18 protein-coding genes and 2 pseudogenes are annotated in these 24,502 nt (G+C 59.7%); 8 read left to right on the top strand and 12 right to left on the bottom strand.

Annotated features, from left to right (window positions below):
* Positions 1-102: 102 nt before the first annotated feature.
* The 6 genes from Q5H31_RS00150 to Q5H31_RS00125 are packed head-to-tail and all read left to right on the top strand — an operon-like array spanning position 103 to position 7,606.
* Positions 103-1,806, top strand: coding sequence for a DivIVA domain-containing protein (locus Q5H31_RS00150; protein ID WP_302457366.1), 1,704 nt, complete (start codon positions 103-105; stop codon positions 1,804-1,806).
* A complete protein-coding gene (dxr, locus tag Q5H31_RS00145; protein WP_117791710.1) occupies positions 1,803-2,993 on the top strand; it encodes a 1-deoxy-D-xylulose-5-phosphate reductoisomerase in 1,191 nt (396 codons plus the stop codon). The genes Q5H31_RS00150 and dxr overlap by 4 nt, the downstream gene beginning before the upstream one ends.
* Positions 2,990-4,213: a flavodoxin-dependent (E)-4-hydroxy-3-methylbut-2-enyl-diphosphate synthase gene (ispG, locus tag Q5H31_RS00140; protein WP_007054049.1), complete on the top strand. Its 1,224-nt coding sequence runs from the start codon at positions 2,990-2,992 to the stop codon at positions 4,211-4,213. The genes dxr and ispG overlap by 4 nt, the downstream gene beginning before the upstream one ends.
* 54 nt (positions 4,214-4,267) lie before the next feature.
* Entirely contained in the window at positions 4,268-6,046 is a 1,779-nt protein-coding gene (locus Q5H31_RS00135; RefSeq protein ID WP_101629067.1) for a S9 family peptidase, read from the top strand.
* Positions 6,047-6,095: 49 nt separating this feature from the next.
* Entirely contained in the window at positions 6,096-6,815 is a 720-nt protein-coding gene (gene recO, locus Q5H31_RS00130; RefSeq protein ID WP_007055411.1) for a DNA repair protein RecO, read from the top strand.
* Between the two features lie 2 nt (positions 6,816-6,817).
* On the top strand, positions 6,818-7,606 hold the full coding sequence (locus tag Q5H31_RS00125; RefSeq protein ID WP_007055433.1) for an isoprenyl transferase: 789 nt from the start codon (positions 6,818-6,820) through the stop codon (positions 7,604-7,606).
* Between the two features lie 155 nt (positions 7,607-7,761).
* Here Q5H31_RS00125 and Q5H31_RS00120 read toward each other — a convergent pair whose 3' ends face one another.
* The 8 genes from Q5H31_RS00120 to Q5H31_RS00085 form a co-directional block, all read right to left on the bottom strand.
* Positions 7,762-8,949, bottom strand: a complete 1,188-nt coding sequence (locus Q5H31_RS00120; RefSeq protein ID WP_060662266.1) for a nucleoside hydrolase — start codon at positions 8,947-8,949, stop codon at positions 7,762-7,764.
* A gap of 123 nt (positions 8,950-9,072) precedes the next feature.
* Entirely contained in the window at positions 9,073-10,143 is a 1,071-nt protein-coding gene (locus tag Q5H31_RS00115; protein WP_010081279.1) for an ABC transporter substrate-binding protein, read from the bottom strand.
* 259 nt (positions 10,144-10,402) lie between these two features.
* Positions 10,403-11,185 (bottom strand): ABC transporter permease, encoded by a 783-nt coding sequence (locus Q5H31_RS00110; protein ID WP_007056912.1) that lies wholly within the window; start codon positions 11,183-11,185, stop codon positions 10,403-10,405.
* A 195-nt stretch (positions 11,186-11,380) separates the two neighbouring features.
* Complete coding sequence (locus Q5H31_RS00105; protein WP_302457365.1) at positions 11,381-12,937, bottom strand: glycoside hydrolase family 32 protein; 1,557 nt, start codon at positions 12,935-12,937, stop codon at positions 11,381-11,383.
* A 10-nt stretch (positions 12,938-12,947) separates the two neighbouring features.
* Entirely contained in the window at positions 12,948-14,285 is a 1,338-nt protein-coding gene (locus tag Q5H31_RS00100) for an MFS transporter (RefSeq protein ID WP_012471771.1), read from the bottom strand.
* Positions 14,286-14,498: 213 nt separating this feature from the next.
* Positions 14,499-15,539, bottom strand: coding sequence for a LacI family DNA-binding transcriptional regulator (locus Q5H31_RS00095; protein ID WP_007054057.1), 1,041 nt, complete (start codon positions 15,537-15,539; stop codon positions 14,499-14,501).
* A gap of 43 nt (positions 15,540-15,582) precedes the next feature.
* On the bottom strand, positions 15,583-17,016 hold the full coding sequence (serU, locus tag Q5H31_RS00090) for a serpin-like protein SerU (RefSeq protein ID WP_302457364.1): 1,434 nt from the start codon (positions 17,014-17,016) through the stop codon (positions 15,583-15,585).
* A 21-nt stretch (positions 17,017-17,037) separates the two neighbouring features.
* Positions 17,038-17,448 (bottom strand): hypothetical protein, encoded by a 411-nt coding sequence (locus Q5H31_RS00085; protein ID WP_007053306.1) that lies wholly within the window; start codon positions 17,446-17,448, stop codon positions 17,038-17,040.
* A gap of 338 nt (positions 17,449-17,786) precedes the next feature.
* Here Q5H31_RS00085 and Q5H31_RS08205 point away from each other — a divergent pair.
* A pseudogene (locus tag Q5H31_RS08205) lies at positions 17,787-18,067 on the top strand (2CS histidine protein kinase); the annotation flags it as partial.
* A 9-nt stretch (positions 18,068-18,076) separates the two neighbouring features.
* On the opposite strand, the gene Q5H31_RS00080 reads toward Q5H31_RS08205, so the two are convergent.
* The 3 genes from Q5H31_RS00080 to thiD form a co-directional block, all read right to left on the bottom strand.
* Entirely contained in the window at positions 18,077-19,456 is a 1,380-nt protein-coding gene (locus Q5H31_RS00080) for an MFS transporter (RefSeq protein ID WP_007058690.1), read from the bottom strand.
* Between the two features lie 505 nt (positions 19,457-19,961).
* Positions 19,962-20,339 (bottom strand): thiamine-binding protein, encoded by a 378-nt coding sequence (locus Q5H31_RS00075; RefSeq protein WP_007053312.1) that lies wholly within the window; start codon positions 20,337-20,339, stop codon positions 19,962-19,964.
* Between the two features lie 50 nt (positions 20,340-20,389).
* A complete protein-coding gene (gene thiD / locus Q5H31_RS00070) occupies positions 20,390-21,199 on the bottom strand; it encodes a bifunctional hydroxymethylpyrimidine kinase/phosphomethylpyrimidine kinase (RefSeq protein WP_007055440.1) in 810 nt (269 codons plus the stop codon).
* 127 nt (positions 21,200-21,326) lie between these two features.
* Here thiD and Q5H31_RS00065 point away from each other — a divergent pair.
* Positions 21,327-21,591: pseudogene (locus Q5H31_RS00065) on the top strand (26S protease regulatory subunit); the annotation flags it as partial.
* A 114-nt stretch (positions 21,592-21,705) separates the two neighbouring features.
* Here Q5H31_RS00065 and thiC read toward each other — a convergent pair.
* Positions 21,706-24,459: a phosphomethylpyrimidine synthase ThiC gene (gene thiC, locus Q5H31_RS00060; RefSeq protein ID WP_014485495.1), complete on the bottom strand. Its 2,754-nt coding sequence runs from the start codon at positions 24,457-24,459 to the stop codon at positions 21,706-21,708.
* Positions 24,460-24,502: the final 43 nt, after the last annotated feature.

Below are 24,502 nucleotides of genomic sequence, written 5' to 3'. Positions count from 1 at the left end.
TGCTACAAAATCGTGAATTTCGGTCTTCTTGGTCAGATGCGTCTCAATAGTCACGTAAAGTTGTGGCAGAGTGTTTATATCCAGCAGGAGGTCGAATAGCCGATGGCGCAGGAACTTCGTGAAGGGGACGGCAAGTCGGGCATCGCACGTGCGGGCAAGCGCAAGTGGGGGTATGACCCCGCTCAGGTGGACGCTTTCCTGGAGCGCGCCCATGCTTTGTATGACAGCGAGGGCATGAATCTCACCCAGCATGACATTCAGAACGTGTCCTTTGATTTGCGCAAGAACGGCTATGTGATCGCACAGGTTGACGCCGCGCTTGGACGTCTGGAACGTGCCGTGGTCGATAAGCAGACCACATGGGAGATCGCACAGCACGGGCGTGTGACGTGGAAGGCGAAGACCGAGAAGCTGTATCACGAAGTCCAGAACCATGCGGAGCGTAACGAGCGCGAACGCTTCAAGTCCGGAGCGCCCAAGCAGCCTTCGTACGATAAGAAGCAGGTGGATCGTCTGGTCGACCAGATTGTGGACAAGGCGGCGGCCGCATTGGGCGTTGACGGCGTTACCGAAGACGATGTACGGTCTTTGGCCGATCTCAATGCGAATACGGTCAACAATGTGATCTTCACCCAGCGCAAGGGCAAGAAAGGCTATGACGAGCGACAGGTCGATTACTTCCTGAACGCCTGCGTACAGTTGCTGAGTCGCTTGGAATCCTATGCCCGTGTGGCCGATTTCGTGTCCGGCGAGCCTGCGGCTCCTGCCCAGACCGCCACGAACGTGACCGTTCAAGCGAACGGCGTCTCACCGTTGTTCGCTTCCGGAACGCAGCGCCCGGCAACTGACGAACGTTTTGCTCCGGCTGCCGTTGCTCATGACGAATCATTCGATGCCCTGCATCAGGCCGAGCAGAGCTTGTTCACTGCTCCGGCTCCGGTTGCTCCCGCAGCGCCGGCCGCGGCGGCACCGATTGCCTATGCGTCGGCTCCTGCATCGTTCGATGCTTCCACAAGCACCAATAGCACCAATGCGGAACAGCCGGTTTCCTTTGCTCCCGCAGCATACCTGGTGCATGCGTCCAACGAGTCTGCGGCGAAGCCCGTCTCCGAGACGCCTTCCGTGGCTCCTACCGCAGTTGCTGCGGCTGAGCCTCCCGTCAGTGCCCCGTCCGCGCCGGTTTCCGGTGTGACCGCTGGCAGCGTCCCCTCGTTTGCTCCGGCACAGGCAGCTCACGAACCCGCAGCTCCGTCATCGACCCCGTCGGTGTTCGCGGAACAGCCCGTGGATATGGTGCAGAACGATTCCTCTTTGGCCGCTCTCGCCCACATGGCTGCGGTTTCTCAGGAACTTCCGGCAGTGGATGCACCGTCCTTCGCTCCTAAGATGCCCAGCCTTGATGCACCGAATGCGCTGAAATTGAATGAGGTACCGGGTTCGGTTTCATCCCCGGCACCCTCCGCCCCGGCAGTACAGCCTGTGAATAGCACTGCTGACGAGGCTGCGTCCGCTGCTATGCCGGTCTCCTTTGCTCCCACCAGCAAGCCGGATCGTAACACGAACTCCATTCCGGTTCGCGTATCCGATAGTCAGCCTGCAGACAGCACGATCTCCCGTCCGGCTGCGGAATCATCTGAATACGTTGCCGCCTCCCATGACACGGAAGCAGCTCAGCCGTCACAGGATAAGCACGATTCCAGCGATTCGTTCCCGCTGCTGTTCCCGCTTGGCGGTAACTTCGATTCGGATATCCCCGACCTGTCGTTCCCCGCACTGAACAATGACGATACGAAGAAGGAACAGTGAGCATAGCCTCCAACTCCACTGTCATCATTCTCGGATCCACCGGATCCATCGGCACCCAAGGACTTGACGTCATCTCGCGTCATCCTGAACGATTTACCGTCACCGGTCTGGCGGCGGGCGGAGCACATATCGAGCTGCTGGCGCAACAGGCCGCACAGTTCCATGTGTCCGAAGTCGCGGTGTTTGATGAGACCAAGGTTCCAGCGCTGCAAGCAGCTCTCGCACAGGCCGGCGCACAAGGTGTCCGCGTGACCGGCGGTCCGGATTCGGTCATCGCCATGGCCGGCTCCGGTGCGAATGTCGTATTGAACGGCATCACCGGCTCCATCGGACTCGAACCGTCGATCGCGGCGCTCAAGGCCGGTTCCCAGCTGGCATTGGCCAACAAGGAGTCCGTAGTCGCGGGCGGGCATCTGCTGTTCAGCGCGCAAGTGCGCGAGAACCAAATCAACCCGGTCGATTCCGAGCATTCCGCCATCTGGCAATCCCTGCGCTCCGGAACCCACGCCGAAGTCGCCAAGCTTGTGGTCACCGCCTCCGGCGGACCGTTCCGCGGCTGGAAACGTGCCGACATGGAGAACATCACTCCCGAGCAGGCGCTGCATCATCCGACGTGGAACATGGGGCCGGTTGTCACCATCAACTCCTCCACACTGATGAACAAGGGCCTCGAAGTCATCGAGGCGTCCCGCTTGTTCAACGTGCCGCCTGAACGCATCGACGTGACCGTGCACCCGCAGTCCATCGTCCATTCCATGGTTGAATTTGTGGACGGCGCCACGATTTGCCAAGCTTCGCCGCCAGACATGCGTCTGCCCATCGCGCTGGGTCTGTCCGCGCCGGACCGCATGACCAATGTGGCCGCCGCGTGCGACTGGACGAAAGCCGCAACTTGGACCTTTGAACCGTTGGACGATGAGGCGTTCCCTGCCGTGCAACTGGCCCGCCACTGCCTGGCCGCCTCCGAGAAGCATACGGCGGTGCTCAATGCTGCCAATGAACAGGCCGTGCATGCCTTCCTCGAGCATCGTCTGCCATACCTCGGCATCGTGGACACGGTCAAAGCCGTGCTGGACCAGATGGACGCCGAGCTTCGTGGTAACCCGCTGTTCACGGACGTGGAGGAAATGAACCAGCTTGAGCTTGAAGCCCGCCGACGCGCCGACGACCTGATAAACAAGCAATGATGAATACCTTGAATACGGAAAATCCCATCGAAAAGCCGTTCCGCAAAACCGGTGATCCGGTCGACCTGACCAGCGAATCGCCCTTGCACCCGCGCCGCAAGTCCCGCCGCATCATGGTGGGTCCGGTGCCGGTGGGCGGGGGAGCGCCCATCTCCGTGCAGTCGATGACCAACACGCTCACGGCCAACGTACCTGCCACGTTGCAGCAGATCGCCGAACTGACCGCCGCCGGCTGCGACATCGTGCGCGTGGCCGTGCCGAGTCAGGACGATGCCGACGCACTGCCGGAAATCTGCCGCAAATCGCCGATTCCGGTCATCGCCGATATCCACTTCCAGTCCAAATACGTGTTCCAGGCCATCGACGCCGGCTGCGCGGCCGTGCGCGTGAACCCCGGCAACATCCGTAAGTTCGACGAAGTCGGCCCGGACATCTGCAAGGCCGCCACCGACGCAGGCATCTCGCTGCGTATCGGTGTGAACGCCGGCTCGCTGGACAAGGAACTCTACGCCAAATACGGTGGCCCGACTCCGGAAGCGCTGGTGGCCTCCGCCTTGAAGGAAGCGCACATGTTCGAGGACGTCGGCTTCCACGATTTCAAGATCTCCGTCAAACACCATGACGTCATCACCATGGTCGAAACGTACCGACTGCTCGCTTCCAAGGGCGATTGGCCGCTGCACCTCGGCGTCACCGAGGCCGGCCCTGCTTGGCAAGGCACCATCAAATCCTGCCTGGCGTTCGGTGCGCTCTTGGCCGAGGGCATTGGCGACACGATTCGCGTGTCTCTCTCCGCGCCGCCGGCCGAAGAGGTCAAGGTGGGTTGCAAACTCTTGGAATACATGGGATTGCGCCCCCGCAAGTTCGACATCATCTCCTGCCCGAGCTGCGGCCGCGCCCAAGTGGATGTGATCCAGCTCGCCTCCGCCGTCACCGAAGGCCTGAAGGACGTGACCGCGCCGATCCGAGTGGCCGTCATGGGTTGCATCGTCAACGGTCCGGGCGAGGCACGCGAAGCCGACCTCGGCGTGGCCTCCGGCAATGGCAAGGGCCAGATCTTCATCAAGGGCAAGGTCATCAAGACCGTGCCCGAAGACCAGATCGTCGACACGCTGCTCACCATAGCGAACGATATCGCCGCCCAAATGGAGGCCGACGGTCAAGTCCCCGTCAATTCCACCGGCCCGGTCGTGGTCCCAATCCAGCACCCCGGTCACTGATTCGGCCGAATAGGCCCTCGGCATAAATATCGCGGTCAGATTACAATAGCGCACGTGCCGCAAGAAGAAGAGCATCGCCTGACTGTTCGATCCAAGCCGTGGACCAGCACCCACCGGCTGATGGTCAGCCTGCCCATCTTCATTATCCTGATTGGCGTGCTGGTCTCCATTTCCAATCTGACCACGGTGCCTTGGAACATCGAACCCACCGGCCAGTCGATGGCCACGCTCACCGACGATACCGAAGTCACCTTCGATAACCCGTCCGGAGAAACGCTGCCGGCAAAAGGCACGTATGAGGTCACCGAGCGATACATCACGCTGAACATGACCAGCGACGGCAATCTGACCAAGGAGTCCGGTGCTCGGGGCAAGGCCAATGCGGACGGCGTCCAAGCTATCAAGGTATTGATTCGGGAACCTCAGAACGCATCAGGCAAGCGCCCCGGCGTGGTGTTCATGCACGGTGCCGGATACGGCACCTGTGACAACTCCTTTGGCGACGTGGCCTCCGGTATGGCTTCGGCCGGCTTTGTGACCGCAGTGCTCGACAAACCCGTCTGGAACACCACCGACATCAACCGCGATTATCCGGCCTCAGCCAAGGCTTATGATCAGGTCATCGAATACCTGCGAGACCAAAGCGATGTAGACGAGGCCAAGGTCGGCATCTATGCCACCTCCGAATCGACATGGATCTCCTCGTATCTGCTCGAGGACGATCCGGACGTCGCCTTCCAGATTCTCCTGAGCCCGATGGTGTTCAGCCCACGCCAATCACTGGGATTTTTCGTCACCCAGGACTTCACCCTTGTTGGCGCGAACGAAGGCTATCAATCCATCGTCCAACGTGTGTTCAGCGCGGACACCGGCCTGTTCGGACTGAACAATTTCGACCTCGCCACACTCAAACCCGCCGCCTACGCCGTACCCACCTATGTGGCTTACGGTTCGAAAGACGTGATGACGGCGCAGGTCGACGGTGTGCGTGCGATTCTCTACAACGCCCACAAAGCCGATAACTGGAATATGACCGTGCGCAGCTACCCGGTCGCCAACCATGTGCTGCGCTTGGGAGATGAGTCCGAAGCGGGCACCCCGTTTGCGGACGCCTATGTGGACGATCTCATCGACTGGGCCGTCGGCACTTCCGCCGGACTCACGCAGACCAGTGAAAAGGTGGCCGGCACCAATCTGTACCAATCAATCGGTCTGCCGGGCGCTTTGAAGGCAAGACGCGTCGGCACCATTTATGGTGTGATTCTGCACGTCACGGTGGTACTGCTGCTGCTCGCATCCATCGTGCTGGCACTGGTGGCGCTGGGTCGCAAAATCGCGGCGGATGCCCGATGGCGGCGAGAGAAGCGCGAGGCCAAACGTGCGGGCATGCTGATACCGGAACGGCCTGTGGTACTCGGTTTCGCACATGGTTTCGGCAATGCGCTGCTGACTTTGACCCTCACCACTCTTGCCACATTGCTCATCTTCTTCGCCGGACTCGGACAGGTGATCATGGGCGTGGTCAAACTTGCATGGGGTAGCGCACCTACCGAGACGCCGGGTGTCATGTATTGGAGCTGGCCGGTCATCCAAGTGGTGTCCGTGCTGGTGCTATGGGCTTGGTCCCGCGTCTTTATGCATCTGATAGAAGTCGCTTCCGTCCGCGGCCTGATTCAGATACCCCCTCGTCGCGAATCCGTTCGAGACATCGTCACCGGTGCTGACCCGGTACTGGCCTCCACCCGTCTGGGCCGAATCCTGTTCTGGCTGGTGGCCTTCACCATGCTGTACATACTGTTGGTGTTCGCCTTCTGGGGTCTGTTTATTTACTGACTACTTCATTGAGTAGAGTCTGCCAGGCGTCGCGGGGAAAGGAGATGAGATGTCGCTGTACCGAGACGAAGGTGTGGTGTTGCGCACCTCCAAACTGGGCGAGGCTGATCGTATCATCACCATCCTGACGCGTGGGCATGGCAAGATTCGGGCGGTCGCCAAAGGCGTACGTCGCACCAAATCACGCTTTGGTGCCAGGCTCGAGCCGTTCATGCGAGTCGATGTGCTTATCGCTGAAGGCCGCTCGCTTGACGTGGTCTCCCAAGCTGAAGCGGTCGCCGCTTATGGTGCTCCGATCGCGGCGGATTATGCGGCGTATGAGGCCGCCAACGTCATCGTTGAGACTATCGATAAAATCGCCAGCACCGAACATGAGCAGCTGCCGAACCAATATCGGCTGCTCATCGGCGCGTTGAACGCGCTCGCCAAACAATCCCACGCCCCGCAAGCCATAGGCGACTCCTATGTGATGCGCGCCTTGGCCTTGGCCGGTTGGACGCCACGATTGGGCACTTGCGTGGTATGCGGCAAGGCGGAGCCGGCGTACCTGTCCATCGCGTCCGGCGGTGTGATGTGCGAAGCCGACCACACTACCGATGCGCGCCGTATCGCACCGTTCGTGTTAAACCAGTTCGATGCACTGATTCGTGGCGATTGGTCGGTGCTTGATGCCGCGCCTGTGGAGCGGGTTGTGCAGGAGTTGGTTGAAGATTGGGGGGAGTATTACCTCGAACGCCCGATTCGTTCGCTGCGCTTGATAGATTCATGAGTATGGCTTTTGAGAACGTTGATTACACGTCGTTGGACATTCCCGCAGCTCCGTTCAGCGACCCCGCTCGTATTCCCGACTTCCCCAAGAACAAGGTACCCCGCCATATCGGTGTGATTATGGACGGTAATGGTCGTTGGGCCAAGCAGCGCGGCATGGTCCGCACCAATGGCCATCAGGCCGCCGAACCGGTGGTGTTCGACACTATCGCCGGTGCCATCGAAGCCGGTGTACGGTATTTGAGCCTGTACACGTTCTCCACTGAAAACTGGAAGCGCTCGCCACAGGAAGTGCGCTTCCTCATGGGTTTCTCGCGTGAAATCATCCACCGCCGTGTGGAACAGATGGACGAGTGGGGTGTGCGCGTGCGCTGGTCCGGCCGTCGCCCCAAGCTGTGGAAGTCGGTGATCGACGAGCTTGAAGCCGCCGAGGAGCGCACCAAGAACAACAAGGTCATCGATGTGGTGTTCTGCATCAACTATGGTGGCCGTGCTGAAATCGCCGACGCCTGCGCCGCCATCGCTCGCGAAGTGCGCGATGGCAAGATTTCCGGCGACCGTGTGACTGAGAAGATGATTGCCGACCATCTGTACAATCCGGACATTCCCGATTGCGACTTGGTGATCCGTACTTCCGGCGAACAGCGCACCTCCAACTTCCTGCCGTGGGAGGCCGCCTACGCCGAGCTCGACTTCGTGCCCGAACTTTTCCCGGACTGCGGCCGTGACGTGCTATGGCGCTCCATCGACCATTACATCCACCGCGATCGCCGATTCGGCGGTGTGAAATAGTCCTTGTTAGGCCCCCTCTGACGGGCTGAGCCGTAAAGCAAACGCCCGGTGGACTGTTTGTAGGCGAAGTCGAGACGAGAGTCGAGCCAGAAGAATGCGAGCGGCAGCTTGTCCGTAATTGCGGTCGAGCTGCCCGTGTAGCGGACTGAGGGGAGTTACCGGCACACCTCAGCCATCCTCTCTACAAACTCATCCAAAAAACGTCCCGAATCCACACCAAGTGCCACATGCACATGCGGCATGGAATGATTCACCAGCCCAACCGGGTCTCCGGTGGTCCGGCCTCGTACTCCATTGAAATCACCGGTATTGGTCTCCGCGCGCAACGCAAGATCAAAACAATCGACCAGTGAAGAATCAAGTGCAACCGCCGCCGCCAACGGATCATGCAACGGCATGCCGCCAGAGAACAGTGCGGGGTCGGCTTCCAAATTTGCCTTGATGGAAAAGTCCGCGAGATCAGCCAAGAACCGCCCGCGCTTGGTCCCCGTCGCACGCCACCGGTCGGCCGCCGATTGCGGTAGCAAACACTGGTGAGTCACATCAAGTCCCACCATTGTGATGTCTGCGCCGGAATGAAATACACGATTCGCGGCCTCAGGGTCTTGGATGATATTCGTCTCAGCTACCGCATCCCAACAATTACCGGGTTGGGTAAGCGTACCGCCCATCATCACCAGCCTGAGTTTCGATGCAATATCCGGTGCTCGAGTAATAGCCGCATCCACATCCGTCAACGGCCCGGTAGCCAGCACGGTAACGTCTCGGCCAAACTCGCGAACCTGCTCAATCAGATACTCAATCCCATCCGCAGCATCAACGGAGCACCTCCTTTTGCCCCCGCTGGCGAGAGCTGTCGGCATAGCCGACTGGGGATGGTCCACCGACTGAGAGCGGTTCACACGAGAACAAGCACCCAACGCCGGATGAGCATGAACATCCCCCGCCAAATACCCGCCAACAGAAACAACCTCATCGGGCACATCCACAGACATATCATCACTAGGCACACAAGCTCCATCAGCCAGAGCCCCGGACCCTGCCAGCCGAGTATTCCCCAGTCCATCATCCCCATGGAACTGGGCACACCCTGCATCAGGAATAAACGCATCAGCCCAAGAAGGATGCTCAGACCCTAAAAACACTGGAATATCCGCCCGACCAAACAAATCAAGCACCGCGCAAGTATTGGCATAAGCCGTGTTCGCATCCACATTGCCATAACCGGCAATCACGCCACCCAACTCGCACTCATCCGTCGACCCCAACAAATACGCCAACGCCAACGCATCATCAACACCCGTATCTATGCTGGCAATAATGCGGTCAGGACATTGGACCATAGAATCGTCTCCTTGTTAGCGTAATCCGCTATGAATAACCTTATCGGCCGATACGCAAAAATGCGTCCTTTCCTCATGGGAAGGACGCATTTTTGCGTAGATTCAAACTCGGAATATCGGAAATTACTTGCCGATGAATTCGTCGGTGGCAAGGTCCTTGGCCTGTGGGGCCTCATGAATTATCTTGTCATGACTGTCGGTGTATGCGTCTTCTTCAGCCAGGAAGTCGAAGTATTCCTGAGCGCCCTTGAAGTCGTTGGTGCCGAGCACGAAAGAGCCGTCCTTGATCTTGGCCGGATCGCCCCAGTACTGGCCGTCGACGATAACCTGCATGCTCTTCTTGACGAATTCGGGCTTGAGGTTGGCGTCAGGGGCTTCGTCCACGAGAATCTGCGCGGCGTCATCCGGGTTGGCGTACGCGTACTCGTAACCCTTTTGAGTGGCCTGAGTGAACTTCTTGACCAGGTCGGGATTGTTCTTGATGGTCTTGTTGTTGGTGATGATGCCGATGGTGTCGGCGTTGCCGGGCACGCCATAGTCAGGCTCGGTGAAGCAGTTGAGCTTCGGGCCGTACATGTCGGCTTGCACGCCTTCCCACGTGGCGTAGAAGCCGCCGAAATCGGCCTTGCCGGATTCCATGGTCTGGAAGGTGGAGGTGCCGACGGTCACCTTGTCGAATTCGCCCTTGCCACCATCGGTTTGGATCATGCGGCGCACCACGGCATCGGACTCGTTGGAGCCGAAGGTGGCGAAGGTCTTGCCATCCAAATCCTTAGGGGACTTGACGGCGGTGTTGGACGCCAGTGCGCACCAAATGGCGCTCGGCTTCTGCTGCACCTGCAGCACCTGCTTGATGTGAGCGCCCTTCAGCGTGTAGACGCCCACGTTGGTCAGGTTGGACAGGGCGAAGTCGGCCACACCGTTGTTCACGGCCTGTTCGGCACCGGCCTGGGCCACGGCCACGATATCCACGTCAAGGCCGGCGTCCTTGAAGTAGCCCTTGTTCTTGGCCACGTACACGCCGATGTGGTTGGTATCGGGTGCCCAGGAAAGCATGAAAGTGACCTTCTTGAGGTCGGAGGTGTTGGAGTTGGAGGAGTCGGCGGTGTTGGTCTGGCCACATGCGGCGAAACCGAAAGTCATGGCAAGGGCGCCCACGAGGGCAGCGGCCTTGGATACAAGGCTTTTCTTCATAATGATGGTTCCCTAATTCGTTGTCTCTCTATCGTTCTCTGGGATTGCTTCGAACGGAAGTCGGCAGAAAACGATATGGAGGGCCTTGATTTCCGTTCGACCAGCGCCCCCGACATTCCCTATGAAAGCTCGGGAAAGCCGGTTTGCCACACGCTGGTAAAGCTGTTCCATTATAGAGACAGGGTTGGAGACCTCATGAGAAGCCGCCTCGTTCAGTCGGTCCTGGCCGCCGGCTCGTGCCTTTGACGGTAAAAAAGAACTACTGGTCCGCGTCGGGGTCTTCGTCGTCGCCGGCCGGGCCGAGCAGGATGCGCTCGCTGGCGTTTACCGCCAGCATCAGTACGCATGTCATCAGGATAATGACGATGGTGGCGGAGAAGATCAGCGGCGTGCGGAATGAATTGTAGGCAGCCTGCAGCCAGATGCCAAGGCCCTTGCGTGCGCCAAGGTATTCAGCGGTGGATGCCGTGGCGAAGATGTATGCGGCAGATACTCGGATACCGCCATAGATCTGACGTGCGGCAACGCGCAGCTTCACGTGCCAGAGCGTCCAGACCGGGGTCGCGCCGCAGGTCAATGCGACGTCGGAATAGAACTGGGGCACTGCTTCTAGTCCGCGCACAGTCTGCACGGCGATGGGGAAGAGGCCGAATACCGCCACGATTACGATTTTGCCGGAAATCTCAAAACCGAACCAAATCAGGAACAACGGGGCGATGGAAATCAGCGGCATGGTTTGTGCGGCGGCAAGCAGCGGATAGAACGCCGCGTTGAACGTGTGCGAGCAGTACAGTGCAATGCCGATCATAATGCCGAAGAACACGGCAAACAGGAATCCAACCACGCCCTCATAGCCGGTGATTGCCGCGGCCGGGCCGAGCGTGTTCCATGTTTCGATGGTGGCGGCGAAAATCTCGCTTGGCGCGGAGATCATCGTGGGGGAGACATGTCCTAGATCCACCCACGTTTCCCAGACTGCCAGCAATACGATGACGGCGATGACGGTGGGCATGCGGCGCTTGAGGCGCTTGGCGATGGACATGGGATGTCACCTTGCTTTCCGCGCCAGTCCGGTTTGCTGGTGGCGCTTGCGGCCGGGGCGTGGAACAGTAAGGTGAGGAGCCTGCGCGCCTGCCGGTCGTGTGATGGATCGTGTTATATGCCGTCCATCAGTATAGGCGAAGGCGAACGACAGGGCGCACAAAAAAACCTCCCTCGTCAGAGGGAGGTGAAAGAGCTACTCCAGTCCGATGGACTTCATGTGGTGGAGCTTCAGGGAATCCACCTTGAGACTACCGGACTCGGCGACGAGCTTGATGGCGCGCGGGCCTTCGGAGGCGTAGGAGTAGGAGCTCAGCACTTGGTGGCCACCGTTGACGTAGACCTCCACGGAGCCGCGATCCACGAACACGCGCAGGTCCAGCTTGCCGGAGGCCAGTTCGGCGTCGGTCAGTGGGGCGGCGCGGTAGCCGCGATCGCCGTTGGCCATGGCCTGACGATCCACCACCACGCGGCCGATCTGGCCGTCATAAGCCACGTAGGTGTAGGCACCGTCCTCAGTGGCGTGAATCTTCAGACCCGCACGCTCGGCAGTGGAGGCAGCCAAGTCGATGGTCATTTCGATTTCCACGGCCTCGGCGTCGTCGGCGATGATCTGCTCGCCATCCATGTCGAGTGTGATCGAACCATGGTCGAGGGTATCCTCGCGCAGGCCTTCCATTTCGGCGACCGGCGCGGTGACCACGTCGCCGTCATCGCCAAGGGTGATCTCGCGCGGCAGGGTGAGCTGGCCACACCAGCCGTCATCCTCCATGGGAATCGGCTGCACGAACGGGCTCATCCAGCCATAGACGATCTGACGGCCGTCCACATTGAAGGACTGCGGGGCGTAGTAGTTGTGGCCGCAATCCCACAGGCGGAACTCGGTTTCCGGCTTGAATTCGCCGCCCGGCTCCCACGTGCCGATCATGTAGCCGGCGTTGCTGACGTTGCGGTTCATGAAGCCGCTGGGCTTGGACCCCATGGCGGAGAAGCCAATGACCCACTTCTCGTTGCCGTCCTTGTCTTTGATGGGGAAGAAGTCGGGGCATTCGAGCATGAACACATCCGGATCCGGGTGCTGGAAGAGCACACGCTCGTATTCCCAGCGGACCATGTCCTTGGAGGAGAACAGCCACATCTGGCCGCGCTTGTCCGCAGAGGAGACACCGAAGGTCATGTACCAGATGTCGCCGGTCTTCCAGACCTTCGGGTCGCGGTAGTGGTGGTCGACCTTGTCGGTCGGGCAGTCGATGATCATGCCCTGCTTGGTGGCGGAGGTGAGCTCGTCATTGTCCGGCAGCGCGGTCATCTGCACCTGCCAGTCGCCGCCGGTGTTGTCGTGGCCGTTGGCCCAACGGTGGCCGGTGTAGTAGAAGCGAAGGTCTCCGTTGTCGTCGATGACGGCAGAACCGGAGAACACGCCGTCCTTCTCCTGCTCTAGAGACGGTGCGAACATGATGGGCTCGCGCTTCCAGTTGAGCATGTCGGTGGAGGAGACGTGGCCCCAGTGCATCGGACCCCACTGGGTGCCGTAGGGGTGCAGCTGGTAGAACACGTGCCAGCGGCCCTTGTAGAAGCACAGGCCGTTCGGGTCGTTGATCCAGCCACCGTTGGAGGCGATGTGATACTTCGGGTACCAGCGGTTGTTGCGCTTGGCGGCCATCTCAGCCACGCCGGCTTCGGCTTTTGCCAGTTCAGCAGCGTGGTCGCGGATGGGGGTGAGAACAGGGGGTTCGGGAGTGAAGTCAGTCATGGCTGTCCTTTCAGGCCTTGGCCGCTTCCATCTGACGCAGCTGCTTGTCGGTGTAGAACGGGTCGCCGCCGACTTCCTGATCATCATGCTTGATGACGAAGAAGCCGTAAATCAGTGCGCACAGCACGATGGCAGAGATGACCCAGAAGGTCACGCGGGATCCCATGTCGTTGTTCGGCAGAATCTGAGCCATCTTGTCGTGGAAGGCACCCAGAGGGGTCGAGAAGATGACCTGACCCACTTGGGAAGCGATCTGGAAGCCCACCATGTACAGCGTGGCAGAGAGCTTGGTGTCGAAGTGCAGAGTGAAGTAGCGGAATGCCGGCAGGCAGAACAGCGGCACTTCGATGGAGTGGAACAGCTTGACGATGGAGACGGTGATCGGGTCGTGGAACACGCCGCACAAGCCGATGCGCAGGAACATCACGGTAGCGCCGAGCAGCAGAGCGTTGCGCACGCCGATCTTCTTCATGATGATCGGGACCACGCCCATCATTGCGGACTCAAGGAAGACCTGGAAACCGTTCAGGGTGCCGTAGGTGGCGTTGCCGATTTCTTCAGTGGGGAAGAGGTTGGCGTAGTAGGTCGGGAACATCTGCTGATCGAACACGGTGTAGAAGGTGTTGGTCAGCAGCATGAAGACGATGAGCACCCACAGGGTCGGCATCTTGAGAACGGCGACCATTTCCTTGAGGGACGGGTTGGTGGGGGCTGCGTTCGGGTCGGTTTCCTTCTTGAGCTCTTCCTTCTGCTCGGCCGGGACCCAGAAGGCGTACACGAGGAGCATGCCAAGGCCGAATGCGGAGCCGACCCAGAAGTTGATCAGCGGGTTGATGTTGAACAGGAAGCCGGCGCACAGCGCCACGATGGCGTAACCGAAGGAGCCCCAAGCACGGGACTGGCCATATTCGAAACCGAATTTACGGGAGTAGCGTTCGGTGACGGCCTCGAACAGGGAGCAGCCGGACATGAAGCCGGCAGACAGAACGATGGAGCCGATGAGTGCGCCGATCCAGCGGGTGGTGCCACCGGCGAGGATCATCGGGGCGTAAACGAATTGGACGAATGGGCCAACGCAGGCGGCGATTACCGAGACTACGATGACGAGCTTGCGCTTGATGCCGAGCTGATCCTGAATCACGCCGTACACAAACATGATGACCAGGGTGGCCAGCGAGTTGATGGAGTAGATGGTGCCGACTTCAGCATTGGTCAATCCAACGCCTGAGATGAGCCAGCGCTGGAAGAAGGACCACCAGATGCCCCAGGAGCAGAAGAACATGAAGATGCCGAAAGAGCTCTGCAGATAGGAAGGATTCTTCCATGCAGATTTGGTTGCACTTGCCATAATCATCCTTTGATTACTACTTGGTTGGTTATTGGTTATGTAACGCTTCTGCTCGGGCGGCCGTGCCTTTGTAGAAGTTGTTGCGTAGTAATTATTATGCGACGTCAATCGATTTACGTCAATCGATTGACGTAAATCGGCGTGTCGTATCCGTTCGACACGCAAAAGGCCTCCGTGCTGAACGGAGGCCTTGAGAAATCGTGTGGGACTCGGTTACTTCACCGAGGCCTTTTCGATCAGCGTGCAGTGGATCTTCGCCGGAATCGGCGCGTCGATCGGCGGCAGGGGAGCGGTGGTCGCTGGCCATGAGACGTCGTCCATCGAGCGTCCTTCGATAATCGACACCAGCTTGGCCACGGCCCAGTAGCCCATCTCGAAATGCGGCAGTTCCACAGTGGTGAGCATCGGTTCCAGCGTTTCGGCGAACACGCGATGGTTGTCCACGCCGACCACGGAGATGTCCTTGCCGACCGTGAGTCCTCGGCGTGCGGCGCATTCGTACACATACCAGGCGCGGGCATCGTTGAAGCAGAAGAATCCGTCCGGATGCTCGGCATCGAACAAATCGCTGACTGCGGTCAGTGCCGGCCCGTTGTTGAGCACATTGACGACCAGATGATCGTCATAGTCGAGGCCGGCGTCCCTGAGCGCCGCCTGATAGCCTTCCAAACGATCGTCCTGCGCAATCAGCGGCTCCAAGCAACCCACATAGGCGATACGTGCGCATCCGGCCTTAACCAATCTGGTGGTGGCGTCGTAGCCGATTTGGAACTCGTCCGGTTCCACGCTCGGGATTTTGCCAAGCGAGTCGGTGGCATCCACCAACACCAGTGGCGTCTTGGCCAGCGAGGAAGGCACATGGGTGATGCGGTTCGACATCTTGGCGTACAGAAAGCCGTCGGTGCCGTATCGCTTGAGTGCGGCGATTTCCTCGCTCTCGCTGTTCTCGCCGTCGGTGCTCACGGTGATGAGCATATAGCCGAACTGGCTTGCAGCGGTCTGCGCGCCCAGAATCATACCGCCGGCGTACGGGGTGGTGGCCACCTCCTCACTGATGAAACCGAGGATGTGCGTCCTGCCTGTACGCAGCGAACTGGCCAGCGGATTCGACTGGTAGCCGAGCTTGGTGGCGATGGCGCGTACATTGTCCGCAATTTTGGACTTTACGCGCCCCTCGTCGCGTCCGTTGAGCACCAGCGATACCGTAGAGACGGAAACCCCCGCCTTGTTCGCGATTTCCTTCATCGTAACCATGCGTCAAACGATACACCCTAATTGACGGACTGCCAGGAAAGTATCAGTTTTCTCCACCGACTCCGCCGAGGTTGCGCACCGCACCGATGAATAATGGTATGCCGTCCGGGGTGACGTACGAATACAGAAATGGGCGATCCACCGTGAACTCGACGTTGTCCACCGGCGCGCTAACGGAGTCTGCGCCGACCTTGGTGAAGGACATGGCCTTGGCGCCGGCTTCGTTCACCTCGATGCGCGTGCCTTGCAGAATCGAGCCGATATACAGGTTCTCGCCGTGCGAACCGGTGTCGATCATCTTGGTGAAGTCGGCGTCGCCTGCACTGAACGCATCGGTCACCCCCAGTTTTTCGAATGCCTTGATGGTGGCTTCCGAGTCGAACATGCTGTCGATGGTGAATCGCGGTAGCGTGACGTTCACCATGACCGAGTTGACGGAGACGCCCCATCCGGGCATACTGTCCGCGGCGCAACCCATTGCGCCCTCGCCAAGGGAAGCCGTCGAGCATGTACCGAACGCCCAACTGAGCTTCTCGGCATCGCCGGCCAACTCGTCGAAATGCCCTTCGGCCGGCAGCACGATGGCCAGATTGCCGCCGTTGTCGAACGGAATCTCCACCCGCTGCCAAGTGTTGTACTCATCATGTCCGTAAGCCATTTGGCTGAAGGTCCGGTGCATCATCGGCACCTGAGCATCTCCGGCTTCGCCGTGGAAGGTGCCGTTGCCGGTGGACTGCTCTTCGAACGGATCCTTCCAACGGTCATCCGCATAGACGGTGTTGATGATGGACAGGACTTCACGGTCACGCAGCGTGATCTTCGGCTTGAGCGAACCATTCGTATGCTTGGCGATCCAATCGGACATCTTTGCGGCGGCCTGATCGTCGAACGGTAACGTGGTGACTTCGGCCTCGAATATCTTCTTGACGGTGGATTGGTAATCGCTGGCAAGGGAGTAGTCGTTATCGGTCCACAGCGAGTTCGCGGCGCTCATCTCGGATTTCGCCCCCGAATATTGCCCGTTGATCGAACTTAGCAGCGATTGGTAGTCGCTGTCGGCCAGCGAACCGGAGCCCAGCAGCTCATTCAGTTGCGAGCGGGTCGTGCCATTGGCGCCTTGCGCGGCGATGGCCAACGCCATCCACATCGAAGCAGGGGAGTAGTTCACATTGCCGGTGCCTCGGTCGCCGGCTTCCATCGCCAGGAATTCCGGTGCGGTGCGGTAGGCGAAGGCTGCGGTGCTGTTGACTACCGGCTGCGTGGCGGGCGTGGCCTTCGGCTTGAACATATTGCGAACCAATGCGCTGCCATCGCCGGCCGTCCACCATACGCCGCCGGCGACGGCAAGGACAAGCACTACCGTCACGATGGCGGCGATACAAGCGTTACGGCATTTGCGTTGTCCGCGCAACCGGTACTGTTCCATCAGTTGCTCGCTCATGGTTGGCCCCTTTGCTTGGATCGGCTCGTGCATCATTGCATGAAATCGCTGTTTTCATTATATTGCGGCTTTCCCTTGAGCCCAGGAACGGTATGGGAACCCCGGCCGTAAGCGAAGATTGGTCCAGCCGAATGCCAGTGGTCCGATGATTGCGCTCGCCAACGGGAAAGACAGACTGCCGGATCGTGTCGAACCGAGTATCAAGTTGGTGATTCCCAACACCAATGGCCAGTGCAGAACCATACCGGGGAACCATACGAACAGGTTTTTGGCAGCCCTGTCAAGAACCTCGTCGGGCATGAGATACATTGATGAGCTCCACTGCAGTAGCAGCAACACCGCTATCAGTACAACCATGCCAATCCAATGCGCGCGGTTCCATGTGAACAGTCGTTGCATCCCGCGCTCGGCGGCGGCATTGCGCATATCGCTCCTGTTGAGCTTGCTGAGTGCTTGTGCACGGTTCATTGCCGTCCTCCTTTACCGCCTTGTCAAGGATTGATGATGATTCCATCGTAAATCACGCAGGAAATGTGGAATGATAGTTGTCATAGTGACCATGACATGTCAGGACGGAGCAGTTCGGCGTCGGGCACACTGAAGGGGTGAATGTAATGGGAGAAGCGCGCAACCGCAACATACTCATCGGCATTGTGGACAATGACCCATATGCGCTGAAAGTGTTCGGCACGCTAATCGAACGTATGTCCAGCGATTTTGCCGTGATATAGACCTGCGATTTGGGTGCTGTGGCCATCAGCCGATGCCTGAGCCCCACCAAGCGGCCTGACGTGCTGGTTACGGATATGTCTATGGGCGCATTGGATCGCACGCATCAAGTCATTGATGTGATTGAAGGCAGGGGAGAAGCGGCGCACAGTGCAGTGACTCCGCATGATTCGACCGTTGATGCCGCTCCTGGCATTGCATGTGACATCACAGACGCTGATTGTCCGCTGGAGACGCAGACCTATCCACCGGCACCGGCCTCAACCGTTACCAACAATTACTAGAACAACAAAACGGCGCCCTGCATATCACCACGCAAGACGCCGAATGGACATTATCAGCAGTTATTCCACTGTGAGGAAACCGATCACCCAACCGACTTCTGCGCAGTCTCCGCGCCAAAGAAGCCGACAATCAGCATCGATGCAATAGCAATCGCGCTGATGGCCACAAAGATGGACGTGGCACCAAGCGAGGTAAGCATCCAGCCCACCACCATCGGCATCAACACATTGAGCAGCTTGGCCACGGCGTTCGCGAAGCCGACGCAACGGAAGCGAACCTTGGTGGCGAACAGTTCCGGAGCGTACACAGCCACCACGGAAGCCATAAGCACGTACAGGCACATCATGAGCAGGAAGCCAACGATAATTGCGCTCACGGTAGAGGTCTGGAAGGCATACATCAAACCGAACACGCCAGTGAACAGGAAGGCCGGCACAATCGTGCGCTTGCGGCCGATACGGTCGATAAGCAGAGAGCCAATCAGGCAGCCGACCGGGGCACCGAGCATCATCACCGTGGAGGTGAGCAGCGAGCTGGACAGGTTAATACCACGCTTGACCAGAATCGTCGGAACCCAAGAAGTGAAGGCGTAGGAGCACACGTTCGTGGCGGCCACAGCAACCACAGCCACAAGCAGGCAGATGCCGAGCGAACGGCCTCCGGCGTTGCGGGTGTCGCTGGTGTCGGCCTTGGCGGCTGCGTCGATCGGTTCGGAACCGTTGGCCTCAAGCTGCTTGACGATGGCGTCGGCCTCATCGTAACGGCCGCGCACGGCGAGCCAACGCGGGGATTCGGGGATGTCGCGGCGCAGCCACCAGATGATGGCGGCCACCAGGCCGATGGCCACGAACAGCGGACGCCAGGACCAGCGGGGGATGATCCATGCACACAGCAGCATAGCGATTGGCACACCGCAGTTGGCCACGAGCGAGACAATCGCGCACCAGTGGCCACGGCGGTTCATCGGTGCGAACTCGTTGACCATGGCGAAGCCGGTGACGATTTCAGCGCCGAGGCCCAGGCCGGCACCCAGACGGCACAGGGACAGCACAGCCATGTTCGGGGCGAATGCGCCGAGGAAGGTGAAGCCGCCAAACAGCAGCAGGTTGATTTGGTAAGCCACGCGGCGGCCCTTCAGGTCACCGACGAAGCCGGCCAGCAGCGAACCGACCAGCAGACCCAGGAAGCCCGCGGACATAAAGGTGGAATTTTGCGCAACGGTGGACCAGCGGGTAGCCAACGTGCTGGAGGCGACGGCGCTGCCAATATATACGTCGATGCTGTCCATCAGCATGCCAGCGGCGACCAGCGTCACGATGCGATGGAACATCGGGGTTTCATGTGCGCGATCCATGCGCGAGATAATATCCTGAACCTTGGCTTGATCCGTCACGGTGGTACGTGCTTGTGCGTTTTCCATAGCCGCGGGATTGCCGGAAATCTGCTGTTCAGCAGCAGTCATATTTGAGCCCTCTTCTTGCAAACCTGCCCGCGTGCAACTGCTCAATGGTGTTGCGGCGAGCGAACTCTTGATTGGACTGTGTGTTCCGTTCGCCCTCCCATTGTGTGGGATGAACGACGTTTGCGATCCAAGTCTTGAATTCTACGTAGCGAGCCAATCGTTGTGAGATAGCTCACTACATGGGGCTTAACTATAGGTTCGATTTTGTGGCACGCCGCGTTGCGGTCACATCGTGAACGATAACAGAGGTTGTGACGCTCCTATATATGCCCCACTTACGCTCTTACCCCGTCGAAAGAAGGCAGAACCGTGATTCCCATGGGGCGGTAAAACACTCATGGGGCGGTATTTGGCCCATGGGGCGGTTAGCGGATTATGCCTTTCCGCAGAATAGAGCCGTTTTCGACTACCGCCCCATGAGGGTTTTACCACCCCATGGGTGAGCTACCGCCCCATGAAACGTGTAATAACAAAGCATGCCCTTGCTGGTGGAAGCGATGCTTTGCTACTTCGCCTGCTTGTCGGCGAGGATCTCATCCACCAGCTTGGGCTTTTCGGTCAGCTGGCCGGTGAAGCCGGGGCGGATATCCATGTGCAGCACCAGAGAAGTGCGGTAGCCCTGCTCGGCGAGCTTCTTGGCGGCCTCACCGGCCACCTTGAGCACGTCGTCCAGATCGCCTTCCACGTTGGTGAACAGGGCGTTGGTTTCCTGCGGCAGGCCGGATTCGCGAATCACCTCGACGGCCTGAGCCACGTATGGCGAAACCTCGGAGCCCACGCCATTGGCCGACACCTGAATGGCGGCCACGGTATTGAGGTACGGTTTGCCGGTTTCCGGGTCGATCGGCACTTCCTGAGTAACGGCATTACGGTCAATAATCATAATTCTCCTTTTATTACTTGGCTCCCCTCAGAGAGGAGAGCCAGTAGGACTCAGCGATACTTCCAGAAATGATCCATCGGGCCGGAGCCGTGGCCAAGATTCAGCTGGGCCTTCAGTGCACCGGTCAGATACTTCTTCGCATGCTTGATGGCCTTGGGCAATGTGTCGCCAAGCGCCAGATACGAGGCGATGGCGGAGCTCAGCGTGCATCCGGTGCCGTGCGTGTTCGGATTATTGATACGCGCGCCATCAAACCAGGTCACGGTTCCATCCGTCTCGGCAAGCACATCGTTGGCATCCTCGGTGCCATGACCACCCTTGACCAGCGCGGCACAGCCATAACGCTCCACGAGGCGGTGGGCGGCGGCCTCCATATCCTCCTGATCGCGAATCAGCGTATCGGTCAGCACTTCGGCCTCGGGAATGTTCGGAGTCACGACCGTGGCCATCGGGAACAGCTTGCCGGTCAAGGCCGCAATGGCATCGTCACTGATGAGATTGGCACCGGAAGTGGCCACCATAACCGGGTCGAGCACGATGTTCGTGGCGTGATGGAAGGTGAGTCGTTCAGCGATGACGTCGATGATGTCAGTGGCAGACACCATGCCGATTTTCACCGCGACCGGCGGAATATCCTCAAACACCATGTTGATCTGGTCGGCGAGAATGTCCGGTTTGGTGTCCTGAATGGAACGCACGCCGGTGGTGTTCTGTGCGGTGAGCGCGGTGATGGCGCTCATGCCGAACACGCCGCAGGCCAGCATGGTCTTCAGATCGGCCTGCATGCCGGCACCGCCGGACGAGTCGGAGCCGGAGATCGCGAGAACAGCGGGAAGTGTAGATGTTGCAATTTGTGCCATAGTGTTCATTCTAAGTGGGGCCCATGATGTTTTTCGGAGCGGTTTTCCTTGATGTTTTGCCGCTCCTGTGGTGAGACGGGGAAGGTTTGCTGATTGCGATTGATTCATGAAATGTTCGGGAGGAGGCATGGCTGATAACGATGTACTGCGCCGTGACGGCGTCTTGGTGCGCATCACCGGAACTCACCGCATATTTTGGCGTAATGCCTAACGGACACACCACACAGCTCACATTTCCGCGTCAGGAAGTGTTCGATGTGGGCGACGTGTTGCTCGTCGGTACGGATTTCTATCGCAAAGTGCCGCATGATGTGTGGCCGTTGAAGCCCCGTGTGGGCATCGTGCGCCGTGCGCTCAACGAAGGCGTGGTCCTGGAGACTTCCGACGGCCTCGGTCCAGATGGCGCACACTTCGGCACCGCCTTCGAGCGAGTCGAGCGTCGTCCCGAATTAAGACACCACCGGGCATAATAATTGGCTCCCCTCAGAGAGGGGAGCCAGAGAGGTTTACTCCTGGGCGGTGGAGTAGAGCTTGCCGCCCTGGGCGGTGTACTTTTCGCTCATCGCATCCATGCCGGCGAGGATTTCTTCGGGGCTGAGCACGTTGGCGGACACCACGCCGTTATCGACATTGGCCTTGGCCGTAGCCAGTGCCTCGGAGTCGATGCCTGCAGCAGCCTCCTTCACGATTTGCTGCTGAGCGGCCTCGCCACCGAATGCCTTGCGGATGTTCTGGGAGATGGCCATCGAGCAGAACTTCGGGCCGCACATCGAGCAGAAGTGCGCCATCTTGGCCGGCTCGGCGGGCAGGGTATCGTCGTGGAAGGCGATGGCGGTGTCCGGATCGTAGGACAGATTGAACTGGTCGAGCCAACGGAACTCGAAGCGAGCCTTGGAAATCGCATTGTCGCGATCCATCGCGTGCGGGTGGTGCTTGGCGATGTCTGCGGCGTGGCAGGCGATCTTGTAGGCAATCACGCCCTGCTTCACATCATCCTTGTTCGGCAGGCCGAGGTGTTCCTTCGGGGTCACGTAGCACAGCATAGCGGTGCCGTAACGACCGATCTCGGTGGCGCCGATAGCGGAGGTGATGTGATCGTAACCCGGAGCGGTATCGGTGGTCAGCGGTCCGAGGGTGTAGAACGGGGCGTTGTGGCACACGGCCTTCTCCAGCTCGATGTTCATGCGTACGGTGTCGAACGGCACGTGGCCCGGGCCCTCGATCATCACCTGCACGTCCTTGGCCCAGGCGCGCTCGGTCAGCTCGCCCAGAGTCATGAGCTCGGAAAGCTGCGCGGCGTCGTTCGCGTCGGCTAGGGAGCCGGGGCGCAGGCCATCGCCCAGAGAGAACGCCACGTCGTACTTGGCGAAGATGTCGCACAGCTCGTCGAAGTGCGTGTACAGGAAGCTCTCCTGGTGGTGGCGCAGGCACCAGTCGGCCATGATGGAGCCACCGCGGGAGACGATGCCGGTCACGCGGTTGGCGGTCAGCGGCACGTAACGCAGCAGCACGCCGGCGTGGATGGTCATGTAATCCACACCTTGCTCGCACTGTTCGATTACGGTGTCGCGGAACAGTTCCCAGCTCAGCTTGGAGGCATCATCCTCGACCTTTTCGAGGGCCTGGTACATCGGCACGGTGCCGATCGGCACGGGGGAGTTGCGAAGAATCCACTCACGGGTGGTATGGATGTCGTTACCGGTGGACAGGTCCATCACGGTATCGGCGCCCCACTTGGTGGCCCACGTCAGCTTCTCCACTTCCTCATCGATGGAGGAGGTGACGGCCGAGTTGCCCATGTTGGCGTTGAGCTTGGTCAGGAAGGCGGATCCGATAATCATCGGCTCGGCCTCGGGGTGGTTGATGTTGCAGGGCATCACCGCGCGGCCGGCGGCCAGCTCGGAGCGCACGAGCTCCACATCGCAGTTCTCGCGGGTGGCCACGTACTGCATCTCCGGGGTGATGATGCCGTGGCGGGCGTACCACATCTGGGTGATCGGGTGGTCCTTGGCACGCATCGGCTCATGCTTGCGTCCACGCCATTCCTTGGTGGCGCGGCCGCGCTTGATGGCGCGCTTGCCATCGTCCTCAAGGTTGCGGCGGCGGCCCTCGTAGTCTTCGATGTCGCCGCGGTCGCGGATCCAGTCGAGACGCAGGGGCTTCAAGCCTTCCTTCGGGTCGCACTTGGGGCCTTCGGTGTTGTAGTCGTGGAACGGCGGGTTCGGGCCCACGCCGGGCGTGTCGCTCAGCTTGATTTCGGTGTACGGCACTTCCAGGTCGTAGGAACCATACTGATAGGTGAACGGTACGGACTTGGTCTTGCGGATGTGCGCCTTGTCGCGCTGCTTGGAACCACGGGCGGCGATGTCCACGCGCTGCTGCTTGGCAAGCTTCTGGGCATCCTTGGCGTCCTTGGCGTTGGTGAACTTCTTCTCAGTGGCCTCGGAACCGGGCTTCGCGGCCCCTTCCTGAGCAGCCTGAGTGTCAGTAGCGGGGGTGTGGGTTACGACGCGCGGAGCGTAGCCGTGCTTCTTGTCGCCGCGGACGGCCTTCCAGCCTTCGACCATGGTGCGCGCGGCCTCTTCCGGGTTCTCGGCACCCGCGATGGCGGAGACCGCGAACCAGCCGGCGGCCTTGGTGCCGGCGAGCATGGCCATATCGGCTGCGGTCACGCCGCCGCCCACGACCACCGGGAATTCGCTGGCAGCGCAGATGGTGTTGATCTGGGCGGCGTCCAGCGTCTTGCCGGAGCCGTCGTTGCCGCCCACGGAAGCCTCGGGCTTGGTGGTGGAGACGTGCAGAGGACCGGCGCCAATGTAGTCGATGCAGCCGTCGGGCAGCTCGTTGATGAGCCGAACGAGGCTTTCGGTCTCAGCCGACAGGCCCACGATGGCCTCGTCGCCGAGCAGGGCGCGGGCTTCGCGCGGCTCCATGTCGGTCTGGCCGATGTGCACACCGTCCACCTTGATGCCCTTGCGGCGGGCCTGCCACACCACGTCGGCACGGTCGTCGATCACAAAGGCCACGGAATCGGACTTCTCATTGTCCTCGATGATTTGCGCGATGTCGCGAGCCATGTCGGTCAGCTCAGAGGCATCGGCCTCCTTGGCGCGCAGTTGGATGAAGGTTGCGCCGCCGTGCAGAGCCTGATCCACCACGTCGGTCAGCGGACGGCCTTTGCAGTCCTCCGGCCCCACCACGAAGTACGCGGACAGGTCGAAGCTGTCGCGCATGGAGGCGTATGGGTATTCATTACTCATTATTATTCCTACCTTTGTTGTTTCTTGTGGAAGTCTTATTGGA

It is taken from the genome of uncultured Bifidobacterium sp. (assembly GCF_959020155.1).
Classification (GTDB): Bacteria; Actinomycetota; Actinomycetes; order Actinomycetales; family Bifidobacteriaceae; genus Bifidobacterium.
This window is presented reverse-complemented; position numbering and strand designations above follow the sequence as displayed.

Bases quoted from the DNA above. Each gene is read 5' to 3' on its own strand.
- Q5H31_RS00150 (WP_302457366.1), top strand. From the start codon at position 103: ATGGCGCAGGAACTTCGTGAAGGGGACGGCAAGTCGGGCATCGCACGT.
- ispG (WP_007054049.1), top strand. From the start codon at position 2,990: ATGATGAATACCTTGAATACGGAAAATCCCATCGAAAAGCCGTTCCGC.
- recO (WP_007055411.1), top strand. From the start codon at position 6,096: ATGTCGCTGTACCGAGACGAAGGTGTGGTGTTGCGCACCTCCAAACTG.
- Q5H31_RS00125 (WP_007055433.1), top strand. From the start codon at position 6,818: ATGGCTTTTGAGAACGTTGATTACACGTCGTTGGACATTCCCGCAGCT.
- Q5H31_RS00120 (WP_060662266.1), bottom strand. From the start codon at position 8,949: ATGGTCCAATGTCCTGACCGCATTATTGCCAGCATAGATACGGGTGTT.
- Q5H31_RS00115 (WP_010081279.1), bottom strand. From the start codon at position 10,143: ATGAAGAAAAGCCTTGTATCCAAGGCCGCTGCCCTCGTGGGCGCCCTT.
- Q5H31_RS00110 (WP_007056912.1), bottom strand. From the start codon at position 11,185: ATGTCCATCGCCAAGCGCCTCAAGCGCCGCATGCCCACCGTCATCGCC.
- Q5H31_RS00105 (WP_302457365.1), bottom strand. From the start codon at position 12,937: ATGACTGACTTCACTCCCGAACCCCCTGTTCTCACCCCCATCCGCGAC.
- Q5H31_RS00100 (WP_012471771.1), bottom strand. From the start codon at position 14,285: ATGGCAAGTGCAACCAAATCTGCATGGAAGAATCCTTCCTATCTGCAG.
- Q5H31_RS00095 (WP_007054057.1), bottom strand. From the start codon at position 15,539: ATGGTTACGATGAAGGAAATCGCGAACAAGGCGGGGGTTTCCGTCTCT.
- serU (WP_302457364.1), bottom strand. From the start codon at position 17,016: ATGATGCACGAGCCGATCCAAGCAAAGGGGCCAACCATGAGCGAGCAA.
- Q5H31_RS00085 (WP_007053306.1), bottom strand. From the start codon at position 17,448: ATGAACCGTGCACAAGCACTCAGCAAGCTCAACAGGAGCGATATGCGC.
- Q5H31_RS00080 (WP_007058690.1), bottom strand. From the start codon at position 19,456: ATGACTGCTGCTGAACAGCAGATTTCCGGCAATCCCGCGGCTATGGAA.
- Q5H31_RS00075 (WP_007053312.1), bottom strand. From the start codon at position 20,339: ATGATTATTGACCGTAATGCCGTTACTCAGGAAGTGCCGATCGACCCG.
- thiD (WP_007055440.1), bottom strand. From the start codon at position 21,199: ATGGCACAAATTGCAACATCTACACTTCCCGCTGTTCTCGCGATCTCC.
- thiC (WP_014485495.1), bottom strand. From the start codon at position 24,459: ATGAGTAATGAATACCCATACGCCTCCATGCGCGACAGCTTCGACCTG.